This window comes from Acinetobacter sp. AC1-2, assembly GCF_016124155.1.
Lineage (GTDB): Bacteria > Pseudomonadota > Gammaproteobacteria > Pseudomonadales > Moraxellaceae > Acinetobacter > Acinetobacter calcoaceticus.
The window spans coordinates 115430-133467 of record NZ_JABFFO010000006.1 but is presented as its reverse complement, the minus strand read 5'-3'; the positions used below and the strand labels follow the sequence as shown (position 1 = coordinate 133467).

General features: G+C 36.6%; 18 protein-coding genes. 8 read left to right on the top strand and 10 right to left on the bottom strand.

The window, feature by feature from the left end; translation table 11 throughout:
• Window positions 1-72 precede the first annotated feature (72 nt).
• The gene (locus HL290_RS16300) at window positions 73-1482 is read left to right on the top strand and encodes an FAD-binding oxidoreductase (RefSeq protein WP_005043994.1); all 1410 of its coding nucleotides are present in this window, start codon (window positions 73-75) and stop codon (window positions 1480-1482) included.
• Window positions 1483-1545: 63 nt separating this feature from the next.
• Here the strand turns inward: HL290_RS16300 and HL290_RS16295 are convergent, their stop codons facing one another.
• On the bottom strand, window positions 1546-2334 hold the full coding sequence (locus HL290_RS16295; RefSeq protein ID WP_198497016.1) for a xanthine permease: 789 nt from the start codon (window positions 2332-2334) through the stop codon (window positions 1546-1548).
• 187 nt (window positions 2335-2521) lie between these two features.
• On the opposite strand from HL290_RS16295, the gene HL290_RS16290 reads away from it, so the two are divergent.
• Window positions 2522-2890: a hypothetical protein gene (locus tag HL290_RS16290; RefSeq protein ID WP_198497015.1), complete on the top strand. Its 369-nt coding sequence runs from the start codon at window positions 2522-2524 to the stop codon at window positions 2888-2890.
• A gap of 44 nt (window positions 2891-2934) precedes the next feature.
• Here the strand turns inward: HL290_RS16290 and HL290_RS16285 are convergent, their stop codons facing one another.
• Together HL290_RS16285 and HL290_RS16280 are read right to left on the bottom strand one after the other, a co-directional pair.
• Window positions 2935-3249 carry a putative quinol monooxygenase gene (locus tag HL290_RS16285; protein ID WP_198497014.1) on the bottom strand — a complete coding sequence of 105 codons (315 nt, stop codon included), beginning with the start codon at window positions 3247-3249 and terminating at the stop codon, window positions 2935-2937.
• 13 nt (window positions 3250-3262) lie between these two features.
• Complete coding sequence (locus HL290_RS16280; protein WP_198497013.1) at window positions 3263-3850, bottom strand: NAD(P)H-dependent oxidoreductase; 588 nt, start codon at window positions 3848-3850, stop codon at window positions 3263-3265.
• Between the two features lie 241 nt (window positions 3851-4091).
• Here HL290_RS16280 and HL290_RS16275 point away from each other — a divergent pair, with 241 nt between their 5' ends.
• Window positions 4092-4457: a hypothetical protein gene (locus HL290_RS16275; protein WP_003653754.1), complete on the top strand. Its 366-nt coding sequence runs from the start codon at window positions 4092-4094 to the stop codon at window positions 4455-4457.
• 364 nt (window positions 4458-4821) lie between these two features.
• Window positions 4822-6051, top strand: coding sequence for an MFS transporter (locus HL290_RS16270; protein WP_198497012.1), 1230 nt, complete (start codon window positions 4822-4824; stop codon window positions 6049-6051).
• 39 nt (window positions 6052-6090) lie between these two features.
• On the opposite strand, the gene HL290_RS16265 is transcribed toward HL290_RS16270, so the two are convergent.
• The 5 genes from HL290_RS16265 to HL290_RS16245 all read right to left on the bottom strand — a co-directional run bounded on the left by HL290_RS16265 (window position 6091) and on the right by HL290_RS16245 (window position 11593).
• A complete protein-coding gene (locus tag HL290_RS16265) occupies window positions 6091-6627 on the bottom strand; it encodes a hypothetical protein (RefSeq protein WP_198497011.1) in 537 nt (178 codons plus the stop codon).
• A 25-nt stretch (window positions 6628-6652) separates the two neighbouring features.
• Complete coding sequence (gene yccS / locus HL290_RS16260) at window positions 6653-8803, bottom strand: YccS family putative transporter (RefSeq protein ID WP_198497010.1); 2151 nt, start codon at window positions 8801-8803, stop codon at window positions 6653-6655.
• 203 nt (window positions 8804-9006) lie between these two features.
• On the bottom strand, window positions 9007-9582 hold the full coding sequence (gene sodC, locus HL290_RS16255) for a superoxide dismutase family protein (RefSeq protein WP_045433290.1): 576 nt from the start codon (window positions 9580-9582) through the stop codon (window positions 9007-9009).
• Window positions 9583-9705: 123 nt separating this feature from the next.
• On the bottom strand, window positions 9706-10824 hold the full coding sequence (locus HL290_RS16250) for an AI-2E family transporter (protein WP_045433287.1): 1119 nt from the start codon (window positions 10822-10824) through the stop codon (window positions 9706-9708).
• 124 nt (window positions 10825-10948) lie between these two features.
• On the bottom strand, window positions 10949-11593 hold the full coding sequence (locus HL290_RS16245; RefSeq protein WP_017390979.1) for a ParA family protein: 645 nt from the start codon (window positions 11591-11593) through the stop codon (window positions 10949-10951).
• A gap of 158 nt (window positions 11594-11751) precedes the next feature.
• Between HL290_RS16245 and HL290_RS16240 the strand changes: the two genes are divergently transcribed.
• Window positions 11752-12219 carry a Holliday junction resolvase-like protein gene (locus tag HL290_RS16240; protein WP_198497009.1) on the top strand — a complete coding sequence of 156 codons (468 nt, stop codon included), beginning with the start codon at window positions 11752-11754 and terminating at the stop codon, window positions 12217-12219.
• Window positions 12220-12357: 138 nt separating this feature from the next.
• On the top strand, window positions 12358-12921 hold the full coding sequence (locus tag HL290_RS16235) for a hypothetical protein (protein ID WP_004639639.1): 564 nt from the start codon (window positions 12358-12360) through the stop codon (window positions 12919-12921).
• A gap of 51 nt (window positions 12922-12972) precedes the next feature.
• On the opposite strand, the gene HL290_RS16230 is transcribed toward HL290_RS16235, so the two are convergent.
• Window positions 12973-13506, bottom strand: coding sequence for a hypothetical protein (locus HL290_RS16230; RefSeq protein WP_133747440.1), 534 nt, complete (start codon window positions 13504-13506; stop codon window positions 12973-12975).
• A gap of 26 nt (window positions 13507-13532) precedes the next feature.
• On the bottom strand, window positions 13533-14321 hold the full coding sequence (locus tag HL290_RS16225; RefSeq protein WP_198497008.1) for a class I SAM-dependent methyltransferase: 789 nt from the start codon (window positions 14319-14321) through the stop codon (window positions 13533-13535).
• Between the two features lie 127 nt (window positions 14322-14448).
• Between HL290_RS16225 and HL290_RS16220 the strand changes: the two genes are divergently transcribed.
• Window positions 14449-15726: a hypothetical protein gene (locus tag HL290_RS16220; protein ID WP_198497007.1), complete on the top strand. Its 1278-nt coding sequence runs from the start codon at window positions 14449-14451 to the stop codon at window positions 15724-15726.
• A gap of 413 nt (window positions 15727-16139) precedes the next feature.
• The gene (locus HL290_RS16215) at window positions 16140-17573 is read left to right on the top strand and encodes an amino acid permease (protein ID WP_198497006.1); all 1434 of its coding nucleotides are present in this window, start codon (window positions 16140-16142) and stop codon (window positions 17571-17573) included.
• Window positions 17574-18038 lie beyond the last annotated feature (465 nt).

Sequence of the window (18038 nt, the reverse complement as noted above, 5' to 3'; positions counted from 1 at the left end):
CTCAGGTGAAAACTCTGAGAAATATTACGCCATAGTCCCACCACAGTTTACTTCTTGCTAGGTCTGCAAACGATGAATGCTCCAGTCGCTTTAACACCTGAGTTACTTACCCAATTAACAGCAATCGTCGGTGAAAACCGTATTAAAACCGATGCTGATAGTCTCGAAAACTGGGGTAAAGATCATACTAAGCATTTTAATCCGAACCCATCGGTCATCGTTTTTCCATCGACCACTGAGCAAGTTCAAGCTGTTGTGAAGCTTGCGAACCAGTTTAATATCGCAATTACCCCTTCAGGCGGCCGTACTGGTCTCTCGGCTGGTGCTGTTGCAACCAATGGTGAAATTGTCATTAGCATGGACAAAATGAACCAAATTCTTGAGTTCTTCCCAGCAGATCGTATGGTTCGAGTACAAGCTGGTGTTGTGACTGAACAATTGCAAAATTATGCTGAAGAACAGGGTATGTATTATCCGGTTGACTTTGCATCAGCAGGTTCTAGCCAGATTGGCGGTAATATCGGAACCAACGCTGGTGGTATTAAAGTAATTAAATACGGCATGACACGTAATTGGGTGCTTGGTTTAACCGTTGTCACTGGTAAGGGTGATATTTTACGTTTAAACAAAGGCATGGTTAAAAATGCAACTGGTTATGCATTACAACACTTATTTATTGGTGGTGAAGGTACATTAGGTTTAGTGACTGAAGCAGAAATTAAACTTGAGCGTCAACCGCAAAACTTACAAGTTTTAGTTTTAGGTGTTCCTGATTTTGATGCAGTAATGCCTGTATTACATGCGTTCCAAAAAGATATCGATTTAACTGCATTTGAGTTCTTTGGTGAACTTGCAATGCAAAAAGTTTTAGATCATGGACATGTACAACGTCCATTTGAAACTCAATGTCCGTTCTATGTATTGCTTGAGTTTGAAGCACCATATGAGCCGATTCTCGATAAAGCAATGGAAATTTTCGAGCATTGTATGGAGCAGGGTTGGGTACTTGATGGTGTAATGAGCCAGAGCCTTGATCAAGTAGAAAGCTTGTGGCGTTTACGTGAAGATATTTCTGAATCAATCGCGCCGTTCACTCCATATAAAAATGATATTTCAGTATTAATTACTCACGTACCTGCATTTATTCGTGAGATTGATGCAATTGTTCAAGAGAACTATCCTGATTTTGAAATTTGCTGGTTCGGTCACATTGGTGACGGTAACTTGCACTTAAATATTTTAAAACCTGAAAACTTAACCAAAGATGAGTTCTTTGCGAAGTGTCAGGTTGTGAATAAATATGTGTTTGATACCGTTAAAAAATACGATGGTTCAATCTCTGCTGAGCATGGCGTAGGCATGACGAAAAAACCGTATTTGGAATATTCACGTTCGCCTGAAGAAATTGAATATATGAAAGCGTTGAAGAAAGTATTTGATCCGAATGGTTTGATGAACCCAGGTAAATTATTTGATCTTTAATGCTTGATTAGATAAAAGAATTTTTGTTAAAAGCGTATCGAAAGATGCGCTTTTTTTAATCTATCATTTTTTATAAGCTTTCCAACCCGTCAAAATATGATAAATCAGCGGTAAAAGACAAAGAGCAAAGAAGCTACAAAGTCCAATGGCCCACACAGGTAAGTTACGCGGATTACCTAAAAAGAAATAGGCAAAAATAGAATAAGACAACATTACAAACATCGCCGTTGTAGCTAACGGAAGCGTCACTCTAAAAATTAAAGTACTAGCAAAGGTTTTATAGGGTTCCATGTTCCGATTGAGGCTATAGGCAATAATCATGAGCAATACATAACCTAAAATAAACAGCATAAATGAGGCTGCTGTAAACAGTAGAATAGTTCGCCAACTCTTTTCTTGCGCGGTGTGATCACCAGATTCATAAACAACTGTAATATGTTCACCAACTACCGGCATATCACCAGAGCGAACCGAATTGTCTAAAGTTAGTGTTTTGTTTTGATTATCTTTGAACTGAACGTGAGCGGTGTGCATAAGAGTTTGAGTTTTATATTTACGCCCATTGGAATCTGTACGTTCAGTATCGACCCACTCAGAGGTATAGTTCACTACAGTTGCATCGTAACTTGGCTTGGTTGCTAAACCGTATATTGCTTGCGAAACCCAATAGGTAAAAGGGAAAAATAAAGCGCTAATACTAAAAACAACTGCAAATAAATATACAAATTCAAACTTACTACTTTTACGATTTTTTGCTAAACGCTTGACCCAAAATTTGGTAAGCACAAATGACCAGACTATTAAAATTGCAACGACTACCAAGAAAACTTGCCCTGCATAAGTCAGTTGCATGGATGATCCTATTTGTTGGATGGAATAGAAATTAATCTTATCAAATCATAATCGCTAAGGTTGGGTGAACAGGATAAATTATTTAATCTTTAAGTGATTAGGCATCTTTAGAACTACATAGTTTCTACAGAGTAACCGACCAAGGCATAGCATCATAAAGCTATGCCTTTTGTTTTTGGTGATAAAAATGCAACGTTTATTTTTAATTTCAGCTCTCTGTGCTGGACTTTTCACTGGGTGTGCGACAACCAGTAAATTAATCCCTTTTGTAGGTTCAGAAACCCCAATGCAACAAGTACTTAAATCTCAACCTGAGATTGTAAAAGAGCACAACAATACCTCAGTTCAGCAAGTGTTTAACCGTGTGGAATCACCAACTGTTTCTCGTATTACTGTCATTCAAACAGGTTTAATGGACGACTCTGTTTCTGCAATCCGAACAGAGTATGCATTTAAATTGGTTGATGAAAAGTGGCAATTGCAAAATAAGCAAAAGAGCTATCAATGTGCGAGAGGTAAAGGCTCTAGAGGTTTCCAAACACAACTTTGTTCTTAAGCAAAAAAAGACGATAAATATATCGTCTTTTTTTATGGGCTAAATTATACGCCACTTTCTAAAATTTTAATTTTGACATCAATTACATCATTTTTAACTGCTGCATGATGGGCTTGCATATGAGGTGTAGCCAGATGTGCTTCAAGATGGGCAACACTTGCCCATTTTTCTAACATCACAATCGTATCGGGCTCTTTGGTTTGGAAACTGGCATTTGATATGTGGTCAATCAAAGGCTCATAGCCATGGCAACCATCTTCTGCTAAAACAGTTGGAATGATTTTTTGAAAGGCATCCAATACGTTTTGGCGATGCTGTCCACCCGATTTAGTACGAATTTCCGCAATAATAGTAAGCATGGATTTTTCCTTATTAGGCTGCTGCAAATACAGAATTTAAGTGGGTTTTATATTCTTCAACGTAACTATCAACGTCAGGCATTTTAATCACATCATTGACAATAAAAGTAGGAAGTGTGCTCATTCCTAAAAACTGATTCGCTTTATGAAAAGGTAAATAAACACCATCAACACCTACGCCATGGAAAAACTGATCTGCATCATCAAATGCTTCCATCGGGGCATTCCATGTTAATGACAACATATATTTTTTGTCATGAATTAAACCGCCTGAACCGTATTTTTTTGCGGCATCAGAACGGCTACGGCCATCGTTTGCATAGAGTGAACCGTGACCCACAGTAAATACGTCATCAATATATTTTTTTACAGTCCATGGAGCACCCATCCACCAACCTGGCATTTGATAGATCACAACGTCAGCCCATAAGAATTTTTCAACTTCATTTTCTGCATCGTAATTGCTATCGGCACGGGTCACTTGAACTTCATGTCCGAGTTCGGTGAGATATGAGGTTGCCAGTGTGGTTAATGTGTCATTTAATTCACCATTTGAATGTGCAAATTGTTTGGCGCCGTTAATGACTAAAATCTTACTCATGGGAGTTACTCTAATTAAATTCCTAAATTTGAAATCTACTCTACGGAATTTACTCTTATAGAAAAATGCATGAATTGGAAAAATATTCTTGATTAAAAATCAACAATTAAATAGGAATTCGAATTGTGAAATAAATTTAGATGAATAATATCAATAACTTTAATCTTATTTTACAAAGTACTACGGAAAAAACTGTTTATGAGCTTTAGCATTAAGTTTGAGTAGGATTAAGAGATTACATATGAGAAAAATGAGTTTGCTGACTGTTTTTAGCTTAGCAATGCTAACAGCTTGTGCTCCAGCTAAAAATTCTTCTGCTCAACTTGCTGATAGCCCGATTCAAGCAGTATTACTTGATCAACCAGATCTTCTAAATGATGCAAGTAATTTGGACATTTCACAGCAAATGAATGCTGCCGATGATCCCTCGAATGCTCAAGTTACTATTTTACAGACAGATCCTAGCGAAGATGCGATAACAAAAGTTCGTACGGAATATTTATTAAAGCGAGACCAGCAAGTCTGGAAAATTGTGAATAAAAAGCAAAGTTATCAATGTACGAAAGGGCAGGAAACCCCAGATTTCCAAGTTAATCCTTGTCCTTAATGATTAATTTTTATTATAGATGTGGATAACTTTAAGGTTATTCACAATAAAAACAGTATGGCTGTGGGTAAAAAAAATAAGATTTAAACTTCTTATAATTGTCCGATTGCTGAGCAATTCAAAAAATGCTATTGTTGCGCTCGGTAATTATGCCAACTGGTAAAAATTATCAAATCTCACGCCATATAATTTTTCTATTCTTAGACACCCTGTGAATACGGTGTTTCACATTCTAAACATGCACTCTCACGGCATATAAAAACTTAATTAAAGATTGATTGACCATACTGTCATCATCATGACTACATCCTATTTTATATGTAGTTGTAGAGACATATGGCCGCTATTTTGAAGTGTACAACTCATGAAAAATATTCAAACGACAACGTTGAACCGTACAACGTTGATGTTTCCTTTGGCCTTAGTGCTATTTGAATTTGCGGTTTATATTGGTAATGACCTGATTCAGCCAGCAATGTTGGCAATCACTGAAGATTTTGGTGTAAGCGCAACTTGGGCACCGTCTTCAATGTCATTTTACTTATTAGGTGGTGCCTCGGTTGCATGGTTACTTGGGCCTTTGTCAGATCGTCTTGGGCGTAAAAAAGTACTTTTGGCTGGTGTCTTATTTTTCGCCTTGTGCTGTTTTTTAATTTTACTAACCCGACAAATGGAATACTTTCTGACATTACGCTTTTTACAAGGTATTGGTTTAAGTGTAATTTCAGCAGTGGGTTATGCTGCTATTCAAGAGAGTTTTGCTGAACGTGATGCAATTAAAGTCATGGCACTCATGGCAAATATTTCATTGCTTGCACCTTTGTTGGGACCCGTACTCGGTGCTTTCTTAATTGATTATGTGTCTTGGCACTGGGGCTTTGTAGCCATCGCTATATTGGCATTACTCAGTTGGGTAGGTTTAAAAAAACAAATGCCAAATCAGCAGGTCAGTGTTACCAAGCAACCTTTTAGCTATCTTTTCGATGATTTTAAAAAGGTATTTAGTAATCACCGCTTTTTAGGTTTAAGCCTTGCTTTGCCTTTGGTTGGTATGCCTTTAATGCTCTGGATTGCCTTATCTCCAATTATTTTGGTAGATGAATTGAAGCTAACGAGTGTGCAATATGGTTTAGCTCAATTTCCGGTATTTCTGGGTCTAATTATCGGGAATATTGTTTTAATTAAAATTATTGATCGCCTGTCTTTAGGTAAAACGGTCATGATCGGTTTACCTATCATGCTGATTGGTACACTCATTTTAATATTAGGTATAGTGTGGCAAACCTATTTAATTCCTTGTTTACTCACAGGCATGACATTAATTTGCTTTGGTGAAGGAATTAGTTTCTCAGTTTTGTACCGCTTTGCACTGATGTCATCTGAAGTATCAAAAGGAACTGTTGCGGCGGCAGTTTCGATGCTGCTTATGATGAGTTTCTTTGCCATGATTGAGCTGGTACGCTATCTCTATACTCAATTTCATTTGTGGGCCTTTGCATTATCTGCCTTTACATTTATTGCGCTCTGGTTTACCCAACCACGAAATGTTTTAAAGCAAGAAATGCAAGAAAGAAAGCTCCAAGGAAATGATTAAATGAAAAATACCGGAATTTATATTCCGGTATTTTTTTAACTATTCTTTTAACATTTTTTCCATTTCTTCGCGGTCTGTTTCATAGGTACAACCTAATAATGTCATCGGACTTTTTCCGGTCATTTCTGATAAGTTGAGATTATGATAAACAGTAAAAGAATCTGCCGTTGCTGGTTCTGTCTTGACGGTGCGAACACCTCTAAAAAAAGGTAATGTTTTAAAGTCTGGATGTTGAGGTATATCAAATTTTTTCGAAAGTTGATTAACATTTGCATTTCGGAAAACGGCTACTATGCCTTGACCTGCTAAAGCAATTTCATGAGTTTTAATACCAAATAATTGAATGGGCTGAGCTGTTTTATATAAATAGATGAAAGGCTGTTCTGGATCATCAACTTTTTTAAAACCAAGTGCTGATAAATTTTCATCATATTCAGAAGCAAAATTGGTATAATTTTCTTGATCTGATTGACACTCTATAATCTTTTTTAAATCATTTATTTCAAATGCATATGATGTGCTACTCAGCAATAAAAAAGTGGCAGAAAGAAATTTATATATCTTTGGAAAGTACATTTTTATCCTCAATAAAGTGTTATAGCTATTTAATTTCTTGCTCTAAAAGTTTGTCTTTAAGCATCAGCAATTCTGGTAATGTTTCTAATAATAAACTGATTTGTTTCAAGACTAATGTATATTTCTCGGAAAGTTGTTCATGAGTGGTTAGGCCTCGAATTTCTTGCAATGTTTGCTCAATATGTGTGTTGTCGGGTAGTGACTGCCCAAGTACGCTTTGACTAAGAATTTGCTGGCAACGCAGTAATAATTGTAAAACTTGTTCTTCATCAATTTTTTGTCGTTGACTACCTAACGCTGCCACATAGCTGAGTTGACTGTGGCTATAAACCAAATAACGGAAAGCATAGTGAATGAGCTCTGGATTAGGATTGGGCTCGGCACTTAAGCTTGAGATCATGTTCGATAGCTCAATTTGAGCATTATGGGCAGCACGACGAATTCGACGGTACTCTATATCTTGATTTTTGCCATATTGGTATTGCTCAACAATTACATTGAAATAGTCGAGTGTCGCTTTGCTACTTTTCTTAATATTGTTAGGAATATTACGAAAATTCCAATCAGGCCATATAAAACTTACAGCGAGCCATGCAATAAAACAGCCTAATAACGTATCTATCAGGCGAGGTAAAATAATGCTGTAGCCTGCACCCTTTAAATTAAAAATTAATAGCACCATGAGGGTAGCCATAAGGGTGGCCAAGGCATATTTCTTTTGCCGTAAGTAAAAAAAGCATACTCCACAAATAATCGTAATGATGAGCTGGCCTTCAATACTCGGTACAAAATATAAGATTGGTATTCCTAATAAAACACCGATTAATGTCCCAATTGTTCTGAGCTTAAGGCGGCTTTTAGTCGCAAAATAGGTAATCTGACAAACAAATAAACTGGTCAGTAAAATCCAGTAGCCATGCTGAGCAAAGGGTAATAATGAAATGGCATAGCCCGCGGCGAAAACGACTGCAATTCTTATCGCATGTCTGAACAATGCAGATTGAGGGGTAAGCTGTTGCCGAAGTTTCAAGATCAGATCTGAGAATCCTTGGATATCATCATCAAGTAAATTTAAGTGCTCTTGCCTTGTTTGGGTATTATTTTCAGGGAAGGGCTGTGCATATTGCAGTTGTTCAAACTGTTCATGCATTCCTTTTAAATTATCAAAAATGAGTTTTAAATTTTTAACTTCAAAATTTTGTGGATGTTGTTGTATCCAGTCCTTTAAAGAACTCTCTAGGTGATTTAATCCTGTCTGGCTTTCTTGCGAAGGCTGAGATGGCCGATTATATAAAATACATTGGGCTAAGTCCTGACAAGCTTGTGCTTGTAGACGTAGATTTTTTTGGAAACGGAAAATAAGATCACTACGGCTAAAGTTCTGTTGAATATGTTCGTAATGTAAGTAATTAGAGGTGGCTTGTTCGTGAATATCTCTTGCAAAAAAATACAGGTTTAGCCAATAAATACTTTTATTACTCACCCGTGAAGCCTTCAACCGAGTGAGTAGGGAGCTGCGTATTTGATTTAGACTTTGAGCAACTTGTGTATTCTGTAGGGATAATTCATATAAGAGTTGTTCTACATTCTCTTTATTGTCTGGATCAAATAAACGTGCTTTTGCCTGTAGTAAAACAGAAATTTCTTTAAAAATTTGTGAGAGTTTATCTTGTAAGGGAAGTGTAGGTTTAATAATAAAAAATAAAATAGAGGTGAAACCGTACCACAAAGCTCCATAAACAAAGTAGGTAGGTTGTTGATACCAATGAGCATATTCTCCTAAACCGAACATGCTATAAATGGAAAGCAAAATAGTGCCAAATGAAATTGTGGCATAACGTTGCCCTAAGGCACCTAATAAAATGAAAAAAGCGCTAGAAATTGAGAGATAGAGAATAAAGAAAATTTTGTAGGGAGCGAGAAATCCAAGAATACTGCTGACTGTAAAAAATAGCAGGCAGACATAGACTAAGTTACGTAATCGAATACTTAAACGGTCATCAAAGTCGGTTAACGCTGCTGCAATTGCCCCTAAAGTCACAGGAACAATCAGCTCGTTATGGCCTAGCGAAAGCAAACCTAAAGTTGTGCCTGTGAGTACAATCAAAATTTGTAGGCAATAAATTAAAATCGAGTTTGTCTTAAAACTATTAAATATCTGGGTCAAATAATTCACGGCTTTTGTTCTAAATTAGAGAATACGTGAGAAAGCAGTATGTAACTTTAAATTTTTATTACTTCAAAAATATTATTCTTTTTATCTACAAAAGTCAGTCACTTTTTAAGATTTTATTAGACTTAAACCAAGTTATAGTGGTCAATAAATTAACAAAATTGTGGATATCTTTTTAGATACCCACAATTTAATAGACAGATAAATTATTTAATCACGCCACATGCAATTCGTGCTCCGCCACCGCCGAGAGGCAGAGGAGAGTCTGAATAATTATCTCCACCCGCATGAATCATGATCGCTCGGCCTTGAATATCTGCAAATTTCAATCGAGGTGCGATCACAGCCGTGGTTGCAACACCAGTATTATCGACCACTAAAGCAGGTAGATCGCCTAAATGGCCAGTCGTTGGCGTACCGTGATGAGGAGCTTGATTCGGGTTGTAGTGACTACCAGCAGCTAAGGCAGCACCAGGTTTTCCATCTTTCTCAGCAGGGGCACAAGAGGCATTCTCGTGAATATGGAAACCGCGAGTACCGCTAGGTAAGTCAGCTAAAGCAGGGGTAATAATTAAACCTTTGTCGCTATCTTGAAAGCTAATAGTACCTATTTTTTTACCAATACCATTTGCGGTAACTTCATTTACATCAACCACTTTTTTCGTATGCATTGTGGTTAATGAGTGAGCCGTGTCGGATACAGTTTTTGTGACTGAACTACAGCCGACTGCAAAAAAAGCTGTAAGCGCAAAGACTGCGCCAATTTTATTAAAAGTCTGCATGGTTGGATGCCCTTATAAATATATATGTCTGATTATTAGATTCAAACAAAGGAAGGCTTAGCCTACAAGTTAATTTAAATAGTCACTTTGTATCTTGAAACATTTTTAAATTAAATAAGTATGTCACTCTTTATGATTAGAAGATTCATTATCAGAATCATAAATCATGGTCGTTTTAGGCATAGGTTCAGGTTCAATGGTTTCATGTAACCATTCACGCCAAATCGCCAGTAAAATAGCTAAAATTACAGGTCCAATAAATAATCCCACCAAACCGAAACTCGCAATACCACCTAACACACCAAACATAATTAATAGGAATGGAATTTTAGTGGCACCGGAAATAACAAGCGGGCGAATCACATTATCTGAGCTACTAACAATCACCACACCCCATACAATTACACCAATTGCTTCCATGGTTTGTCCCTGAGAGAACAACCATAAGCCGACGCCTAAATAGGAGATTGGAGTACCAAATGGGATTAGAGCCAATAAGAAAGTAGCAATGGTGAGTACCATTGGGTTTGGTACACCCGCTACGAAATAACTTAATCCAGCTAAAACGGCTTGAGCAATTGCAGTTAAACCAACACCGTAGACTACGGCACGAGTTGTTTCAGAAATCGTATCAAGATAATGGTGAACACGAAGGCCTATCACCATTTCTAAAGCTTTGCTCACCTGAGACAAAATCAGTTGCCCATCACGGTAGAAGAAAAAGAGGCTAAATACGGCAAAGCCAAGTTTGACAATATTTTTACTAATTTCACCGAGCAGCACACGACCATAGCTTAAATGGCTTTGTACCCAAGCTGCAATATTTTGAATGGTACTATTAGGATCGTTATTTAACTCATTGAGTGTGCGAGAAATTTCTTTTCCAACAAAAGGAAGATCGCGAATAAAATCAGGAACGCTTAAATGACCCGAAAAAACCTGACGTTGTAAATCAAAATATAAGTTGCGGCCTTCATGCTGCAAAATAAAAATAGCGCATGTAAAAGGTATGCCAACAACCAAAATGACCAGACTAATCATTAGTGTTGCATTTAAAGTATTACGGGTTTCTCCAAAAAAACGCTGAATTCTTAAATAAATAGGCCAAGTCATATAAGCAATGATGGCAGCCCAAAGAACAGGAACAATAAAGTATTTCAGGATATTAAATCCTAAAAAAATCAAAATAAAAAACAGCCCAAACAGTAAAACGCGCTGTAAAGTAGGAGCGTATGGATGCACGAACAATATTTCTCTAATTTTCTACGTAGAATAAAGTCATATTAACTGAAAAATAACCTGAGGCAAATTTTAAGGTCGTAATGTAAAGAACCTTATACAACTCTTTTTAGAGGCTAAAATTCACTTAAAACCACTCAGCTTTGTCTTCAACTAACTTGTTTAGAACGGGTTGCCATTGATCTTGAATACTAATAAAGTTTTTTTGTGGTTTATCAAAAACACTTAAACCTTGCATAGCTAAGCTACCATAAGCACTGCGTTCAGAAATCCATGCAACAGGTTCTTGTTCAATTTTTTCAAAAAACTGTTGAATATCTTTTGAACTTGCACTGTTCGGTTTTACACGATTAGCAAGAAGTAAAATCTGTACTTTGCCTTTACGGATACGTTTAATATCTTGTAAATGCTTCAAAAAGCGACGAGTACTGTCTATATCAAAAAATGAAGGCTGAAGTGGAGTAATAATGGCATGAGCTTCGCTGATGAGTTGTTCAGCGTGTTCACCTGAAAGTGCACCAGGCGCATCAATAATTAAATAGTCCAGATGTTTAGGCGCATCACCAATCGATTTTTCATGACGCCAGTCGAGGCTCTGAATCGTTGCGACGGTATCAGGGCGTTGTTTTAACCACTGTAAAGCCGATTTTTGGTTATCGGAATCTGCTAATGCTACTTTATATCCTTTTTGTGCCAATGCTGTTGCCAACGTAATGGCCGTCATGGTTTTCCCGCATCCACCCTTCTGATTTGCAATAAGTATCGTTTTCATAAATTCAATTATTTTCAGCAGCACATTTGTTTATGTTTTATACCTTAGCATCTTTTTATGAGAAGTAGATGACCGCATTTGACAAAAGTTTAAGCTGTTTCGTTATTTTAGATATGATTAGATCTGCAATGTTGATTTGTGCTTGTTAAGGAAAGTTTATGTCTGTATGGCTTGCCATGCTAATTGGAGCGGGTATTGGTATTATTATGACTACTATTATTTTATCAAATACTCGCAATGGCCGAATTAAGGCTGAATATGAACAATATATTGCTGAACTTGAATTGGAGCACCAACAAGCTCTGACTCAAGCACAAAAGCGAAGCGTGAATACAAGTCGTGCGGTGTTGAAAGGGAAAATGGCAGAACAATTCGCTCCCATTTTGCCAGAATTTCAGTATCTACCAAGCGATGCAAAATTCATGGGCGATCCAGTGGATTATATTATTTTTGATGGATACACCGATTTTCGAGATGGGGATGGAACGGCAGAAGACATTAATATTATTTTACTTGATGTAAAAAGCGGTGGGGCAAGGCTAACCAAAGGCCAACAGGCAATTGCACAAGCTGTGCAACAAGGAAAGGTTCGTTTTGAAACTTTAAGAGTGGATTTTGAAGATTAAATTTTAATTTTGAGTGCACAAAAATAGACGAAATTAATCTGTATTGTTACTAAATTCCGATATTTTTTTCATGGCTTGCGACTACTATAAATTGAAGATCTATTTAATTTGATCTAGCAATATTCGAGGTATAAAGCGATGAAAAAACAACGTTTGATGATGGGCTTACTGGCTGCTATTGGCATGAGTTCAGCATTCGCATCGACCTCAAGTGAATATAATATTGCCAATGGTCTGAGTCCTATAGAAAAAGACCAATCCATTTCTGTGTTACAGCCTTTTCAAGGAAATTTCAGAATCTTGGGTTCAAAAGTTTATCAAAATGATGAACAAGCTAAATTTTCACCTATTGACTATGCAGTAAGTTGGGGACTGTTTGCACAGCCTGAAATTGCACGCCATATTTCAGTTAAACAATATGACCGTTATCTAAACTGGAAAATTCCTAAATTACCTGTTCCAGCAGATCAGGCGATGCAAATGGTGTCTAATATGCACATCATTCCTGCGAACCCGCAAATCGCCCAACAGATTAAACAGGTAAAACGTGGAGATCTGGTCTATCTCAAAGGTGACCTTGTCGAAATTAAGGATAAAGATCTAGTCTGGAAATCGTCGCTTACACCAACTGATACAGGTGATGGTGCTTGTGAACTATTTCGTGTGCAATCTATTCATTGGGTTGAAAAGCAAAATATATAATTTTAAAAAGCCTTCATAAATATGAAGGCTTTTTATTAAGGAATGTTGCACTTATTTCTGTTGCGATGCTTTCCAATATTTTAATTGATTTTGTGCTTGTAAATAGTCGGCAAGATCGTTGATCTGCTCATCTTTATTGGCTTGCTTATCACTCAAGTGTTTTTCTTGGTTTTCCCAATATTGGTAGAGTAGGCCTTGTACATAACGGCCTTGTTCAGTTTTTAAATCCAAATCTTTTAACATGGTCAGAGAAGAGCGCACATTATCAAGAGTACGTTGTTGCTCAAACTCTGTAGTGAGGGTTCCAGCTTCATGCATTTTTGCTAATTCGCTTTCCATCTCGTCACTCATTTCTGTAAAGCGGCGGTCATAATCCTCTAGTAGCGCAATATCGTGTGCATCCTCAGCAGTTGCTGGAAAAGTCTTAATAGGTCTTTCATTCAGTTTTTCTAAAACCTGATCGGTAGATGAGGTGGCAGAAGGTTGCTCCGTCTTAGCTGGCTCATCCGCTTTTTTACAAGCAGTAAGAAATAGGCTAGAGCAAAGCAAAGACATTAATATGACCTGAGGTGTTTTCTTCTTCATAACTTTCAACCAAACCTATTCACTAATTATTTAACGGGTAACGTACTTTTCTGAAAGTGATATGCATACGTAACATATGGAAAATCAATCTGATCTTGAGGACCTAATCCCGTAAAATCATAAACAATTTTTTCAAACTGTGCTTTGAGTTGTAATTGATCTTTTTCAGTCATTGCGGCAATAAAACTTGTTGAGAGTAATCGTTTGCTCACCACTTGTTCGACGCTACCTCGTTGTGACTGTGTAAACGTTTGTAGGCTATCAAATACAAACAAATCTTGTTGTTCAAATACGATTTTCCACTTTTCACTATGATAACGGGGTGTATCTCCTTCAAGTGGAAGTAGAAAATCAGCTAAAGCTTTGACCCAATCCGTACGCTCATCGCGTTGATTCCAAACCAGCCCTAAATGTCCTTGTGGTTTTAATATCCTATACATTTCTGTTAGGGTATCTATGTTGTCAAACCAATGAAAAGATTGCGCACAAATAATGGCATCAATTTTATGATCGGCTACAGGAATTGAATGACTAAAAGCCTGTAATGTTTTGATATCAGGATAAACGTGTTGAAGCTGCTGTAACATCTCGCCAATTGGCTCAACTGCAATAATATCTGCATGTGTTTGTTTTAAGTAGGGTAAGAATTTGCCAGTACCCGATCCAAGATCGATAACAGTAGAGTTTTCCTGTATTTGGAGGCAATTTTGCAGCCAACTCACTATTTCTTCGGGATAATTAGGCCTAACTTGCTGATACAGTTCAGCAGCTGAGCTGAAGCCTTTTTGAGCGGCAGGATGTAAGGATTGTGTCATATTTTGCGCTTTTTAATCTGACTGGCATCTATAAAATAAGATACTCCGCAATCATAAATTGGCAAAACACCTATTTTGTTTCATTTTTGACGTTGTATGTGGGAGCAAATTTTCTTTCGGTGTGAGCATGGATAAGCAAATTATTTTTGAAGACGAACACATTAGAGCCATTTTTTTACCAGGCGATTCTAATACATTGGTTCTCTCTTTTGGCGATTTGATTACCCGAGCGAGTGGCTTATCTATCAATGCTGAAAAGTCCCTAATTAAATACCAATACAATGTTATTGGGATAATGCCAAAACAAAAATCATGGTTTCCTCAAGCGAGCATGATTGAGCTGGCGAAAACAATTTCGCCTGTTCTTCAGGGTTTTAAAAATATTGTGGGTTATGGCGGTTCGATGGGCGGCTATGCAGCAATCAAATATTCTAATTTATTGAATATGAACCGAGTGATTGCATTTGTGCCTCAATATTCAATTGATCCTGACCATGTTGAAGATCGACGCTATGCTGAGTTTTTTGATGCGGCAGCAAACAAAGACATGCAGATCCAGCTGCAAGATGTGGATGCAGCGCGTGAATATGTCATTGTTTATGACCCTTATTTTTCGATTGACCGCGAACATTACCTAAAAATAAAAGAGCTATTGCCAAGCTTACATACGATTCATTTGCCATTTACTGGTCATGAAGCATTGTCAGTATTAGCAAGTTCAAGCCTATTGCATGATTTTATTGAGCATGAATTTGACGAAATTTATTTCTATCAACAGGTTCGCAAGGTTAAAAAGCAAAGTAAATTTTATTTCCGTAATGTACTTGCACATGTTCTTTCGCATCATGACGACATGTTGTTAAAGATATTACGCCAAAATGATTTTCAGCTAGATGAACGTTATTTTGATAATCCACTTAAACAGGCTATTACCCGTAGCCTTATGAAAGCAAAGCAGGCAACTGACTTAGACTTCCAAAAACTGGGTATTAAAGTGCAACAAACTCAGCAAGAGGTGAGTTATAAAGAGGGATTACAGAATAGCTTTAATTCAATTTTGGTATTCAACCTCATTAATTCAAAGTTTGAGAGTTATGCTCTAGATGTTCTGTTGGCAAATAAGTCATATTTGATTCCAATTGTGGCTGAACACACTGGTGTAGTGCACATTGAATTAAATAATGAAACTTATTTGTTAGGGATGAATGATCGCAAAGTCATTAAATTGTTCAAGAGCAAAGAGCCTTTAACATCTGACATGAGTCCGTTTGTAATCAAAAAATATTCCGACTTTTTTGCAATTAGCTATAAACAATTAAATTTATCTTGTGATGAACATGGGATGTGTGAATTTATAGAAGGTTCAATCAAGCCTACTGAACAACTGATCTCAATCGCCTATTAAACCTTTCTAGTGGTTAAATAAAGCTCAAGTCTAAAGATTTGGGCTTTATTTTTTGCTTAAAAAATATTTTTTCATTAATTTATTTATATATTAAATTCAAAGTCATTATTTAAATAAATGATGTGTCTGTTTTGTGGATGTCTGGCGTATTAAATACAAGCATTATAAATTAGGTGAAAAAATATCATGCTTTAAAGTAAATGATATTTGCATATGTATAAAATAAATAAATGATTGGAGGCTAATTAAAATACAACTATAACTTTAAATTTTAATAAGTGTTTGTTTTTTATTTATATGTTATTTATGTGGTGAGGAGTTGTTTAAAATAAGTTCACTATTCAAAGATAATTGCATATTTATTTTTTTATCCTAAAATGATTTTTTACTAAATTGTAGTTACAGTTTTTTATATGCAATCATTAAATTATCGGAATAATGATGCATCGCAACATGGAAGTTCTGCACCTTTGAAACGAGCAATGAGTACTCGACATTTGGTGATGATCTCCCTTGGCGGTGCCATAGGTACAGGTCTTTTTTTAGGTTCTGGTGACGTAATTTCTCAAGCAGGCCCAATTGGCGCAATTATTTCTTATTTTTTGGGTGGTTTAATCGCCTACACCGTAATGCTTTGCCTCGGTGAGCTTGCAGTTCATGTACCTGAATCGGGTTCTTTTGGAGAATATGCCCGCCGTTATATCGGTCCAGGCACAGGATATATGATTACTTGGCTGTACTGGTTAACTTGGACTGCCACTTTGGGGACTGAGTTTACCGCTGCGGCTTTACTGGTTCAGGAGTGGTTTCCAACTACTTCGGTTTGGGCTTGGACTCTGTGTTTTGGTGCCCTAGTTTTTATTCTGAATGTGAGTTCAACTCGATTGTTTGCCGAGTCTGAATTTTGGTTAGCACTTGTCAAAGTGATTACGATTATCTGTTTTATTGGTTTAGGGCTGTTGGCAATTTTTGGTTTTATCCCTTACCACGGGCATGAGACAGCGCCATTATTTAGTAATTTGACAGCACATGGTTGGTTCCCTCACGGTTTATTTCCAATTTTTGCAACTATGCTGATCGTTAATTTTGCATTTTCGGGTACAGAGTTAATTGGTGTGGCGGCTGGTGAGACTGAAAATCCTGCGAAGACAGTCCCAAAAGCGATTAATGCAGCCATTTGGCGTCTACTAATTTTCTTTGTTGGTACCATTGTTGTGATTACTTCGCTATTGCCATTCGAGCTTGCAGGTTTGAATGCAAACGAAGTAAGTAATAGCCCTTTTGTCACTGTGTTTAATTACATTGGTATTCCTTATGCGGAAGATATTATCCGCTTTGTAATCATTACGGCTTTACTCTCAGCTGCTAATTCTGGTTTATTTGCTGCTTCACGTATGATGTGGTCACTTTCAGTAAAAAACCAATTACCAAAAATATTTTCAAAGCTTACTCCTTCAGGAACACCGATTGTTGCCATTACTGTGACGATGTTTGGTGCAATACCTGGGTTGCTTTCAGAGCAGTTTGCCCCTGAGACGATCTTTAAAAATTTATTGGGTGTTGCAGCGTTTACCATGGTGGTTGTGTGGATTGCAATTTGCGTATCTCAATTTAATTTTCGTAGACAGTGGTATAAGTCTGGGAAAACTGCAAAAGATTTACGTTTTGCTGCTCCTTTATTTCCTTTGACTCCAATTGTGGGTGGTCTGTTCTGTGCTGTTACTTGCATTAGTATGGTGGTTGATCCTTCGATGCAAGTCGGCTTTATCTGTTGTATTGTTTTTATTCTTTTATGTTATGCGAGCTACTTCATTTTTTATCACAAGAAAGATGGTGTACAGAGCTAAGCGTTGTATGCTTTCACCAGCGTAGTCTAAAGGTCCCATTTGGGGCCTTTTTTATGGTCTGTAGGAAATTAAAAAGGATGGATTCTATATATTTTTTTTAAAAATGAATTTTTATTTTCAATCATGGAAACAAATGTTGTTTTGTAAATTCACCATTTATCGGATTTTTATTAATATTTATTTATTATAAATATTTGATTAAGCCTATGTTTAGTCTTGTTATTTAATAAGGTGGTGTTTTTGGTTTTTTAGAATAGAGGGGTGGAATAGGATTAATATGAATTTAATGTGGAGAATAAATAATTTTTTGATAGTTTTATAAAAAGTTAAATTTATTAAGTTGTTGTTATATAATGTGAAAAATATTTACATTTTTTATATTTATGGAAGTTTATTTTCTATAAGTTTTTTTTATTAGAGTTAAGGTTTTTTTAATATTTGTTGTTTTTTTATTATAAAAGACAG

Excerpts from the sequence above, each read along its gene's own strand:
- HL290_RS16280 (WP_198497013.1), bottom strand. The coding sequence starts at position 3,850 with ATGAGTAAGATTTTAGTCATTAACGGCGCCAAACAATTTGCACATTCA.
- HL290_RS16295 (WP_198497016.1), bottom strand. The coding sequence starts at position 2,334 with ATGCAACTGACTTATGCAGGGCAAGTTTTCTTGGTAGTCGTTGCAATT.
- HL290_RS16245 (WP_017390979.1), bottom strand. The coding sequence starts at position 11,593 with ATGAAAACGATACTTATTGCAAATCAGAAGGGTGGATGCGGGAAAACC.
- HL290_RS16225 (WP_198497008.1), bottom strand. The coding sequence starts at position 14,321 with ATGACACAATCCTTACATCCTGCCGCTCAAAAAGGCTTCAGCTCAGCT.
- HL290_RS16300 (WP_005043994.1), top strand. The coding sequence starts at position 73 with ATGAATGCTCCAGTCGCTTTAACACCTGAGTTACTTACCCAATTAACA.
- HL290_RS16240 (WP_198497009.1), top strand. The coding sequence starts at position 11,752 with ATGTCTGTATGGCTTGCCATGCTAATTGGAGCGGGTATTGGTATTATT.
- HL290_RS16230 (WP_133747440.1), bottom strand. The coding sequence starts at position 13,506 with ATGAAGAAGAAAACACCTCAGGTCATATTAATGTCTTTGCTTTGCTCT.
- HL290_RS16270 (WP_198497012.1), top strand. The coding sequence starts at position 4,822 with ATGAAAAATATTCAAACGACAACGTTGAACCGTACAACGTTGATGTTT.
- sodC (WP_045433290.1), bottom strand. The coding sequence starts at position 9,582 with ATGCAGACTTTTAATAAAATTGGCGCAGTCTTTGCGCTTACAGCTTTT.
- HL290_RS16265 (WP_198497011.1), bottom strand. The coding sequence starts at position 6,627 with ATGTACTTTCCAAAGATATATAAATTTCTTTCTGCCACTTTTTTATTG.
- HL290_RS16275 (WP_003653754.1), top strand. The coding sequence starts at position 4,092 with ATGAGAAAAATGAGTTTGCTGACTGTTTTTAGCTTAGCAATGCTAACA.
- HL290_RS16220 (WP_198497007.1), top strand. The coding sequence starts at position 14,449 with ATGGATAAGCAAATTATTTTTGAAGACGAACACATTAGAGCCATTTTT.
- HL290_RS16290 (WP_198497015.1), top strand. The coding sequence starts at position 2,522 with ATGCAACGTTTATTTTTAATTTCAGCTCTCTGTGCTGGACTTTTCACT.
- HL290_RS16285 (WP_198497014.1), bottom strand. The coding sequence starts at position 3,249 with ATGCTTACTATTATTGCGGAAATTCGTACTAAATCGGGTGGACAGCAT.
- HL290_RS16215 (WP_198497006.1), top strand. The coding sequence starts at position 16,140 with ATGCAATCATTAAATTATCGGAATAATGATGCATCGCAACATGGAAGT.
- HL290_RS16235 (WP_004639639.1), top strand. The coding sequence starts at position 12,358 with ATGAAAAAACAACGTTTGATGATGGGCTTACTGGCTGCTATTGGCATG.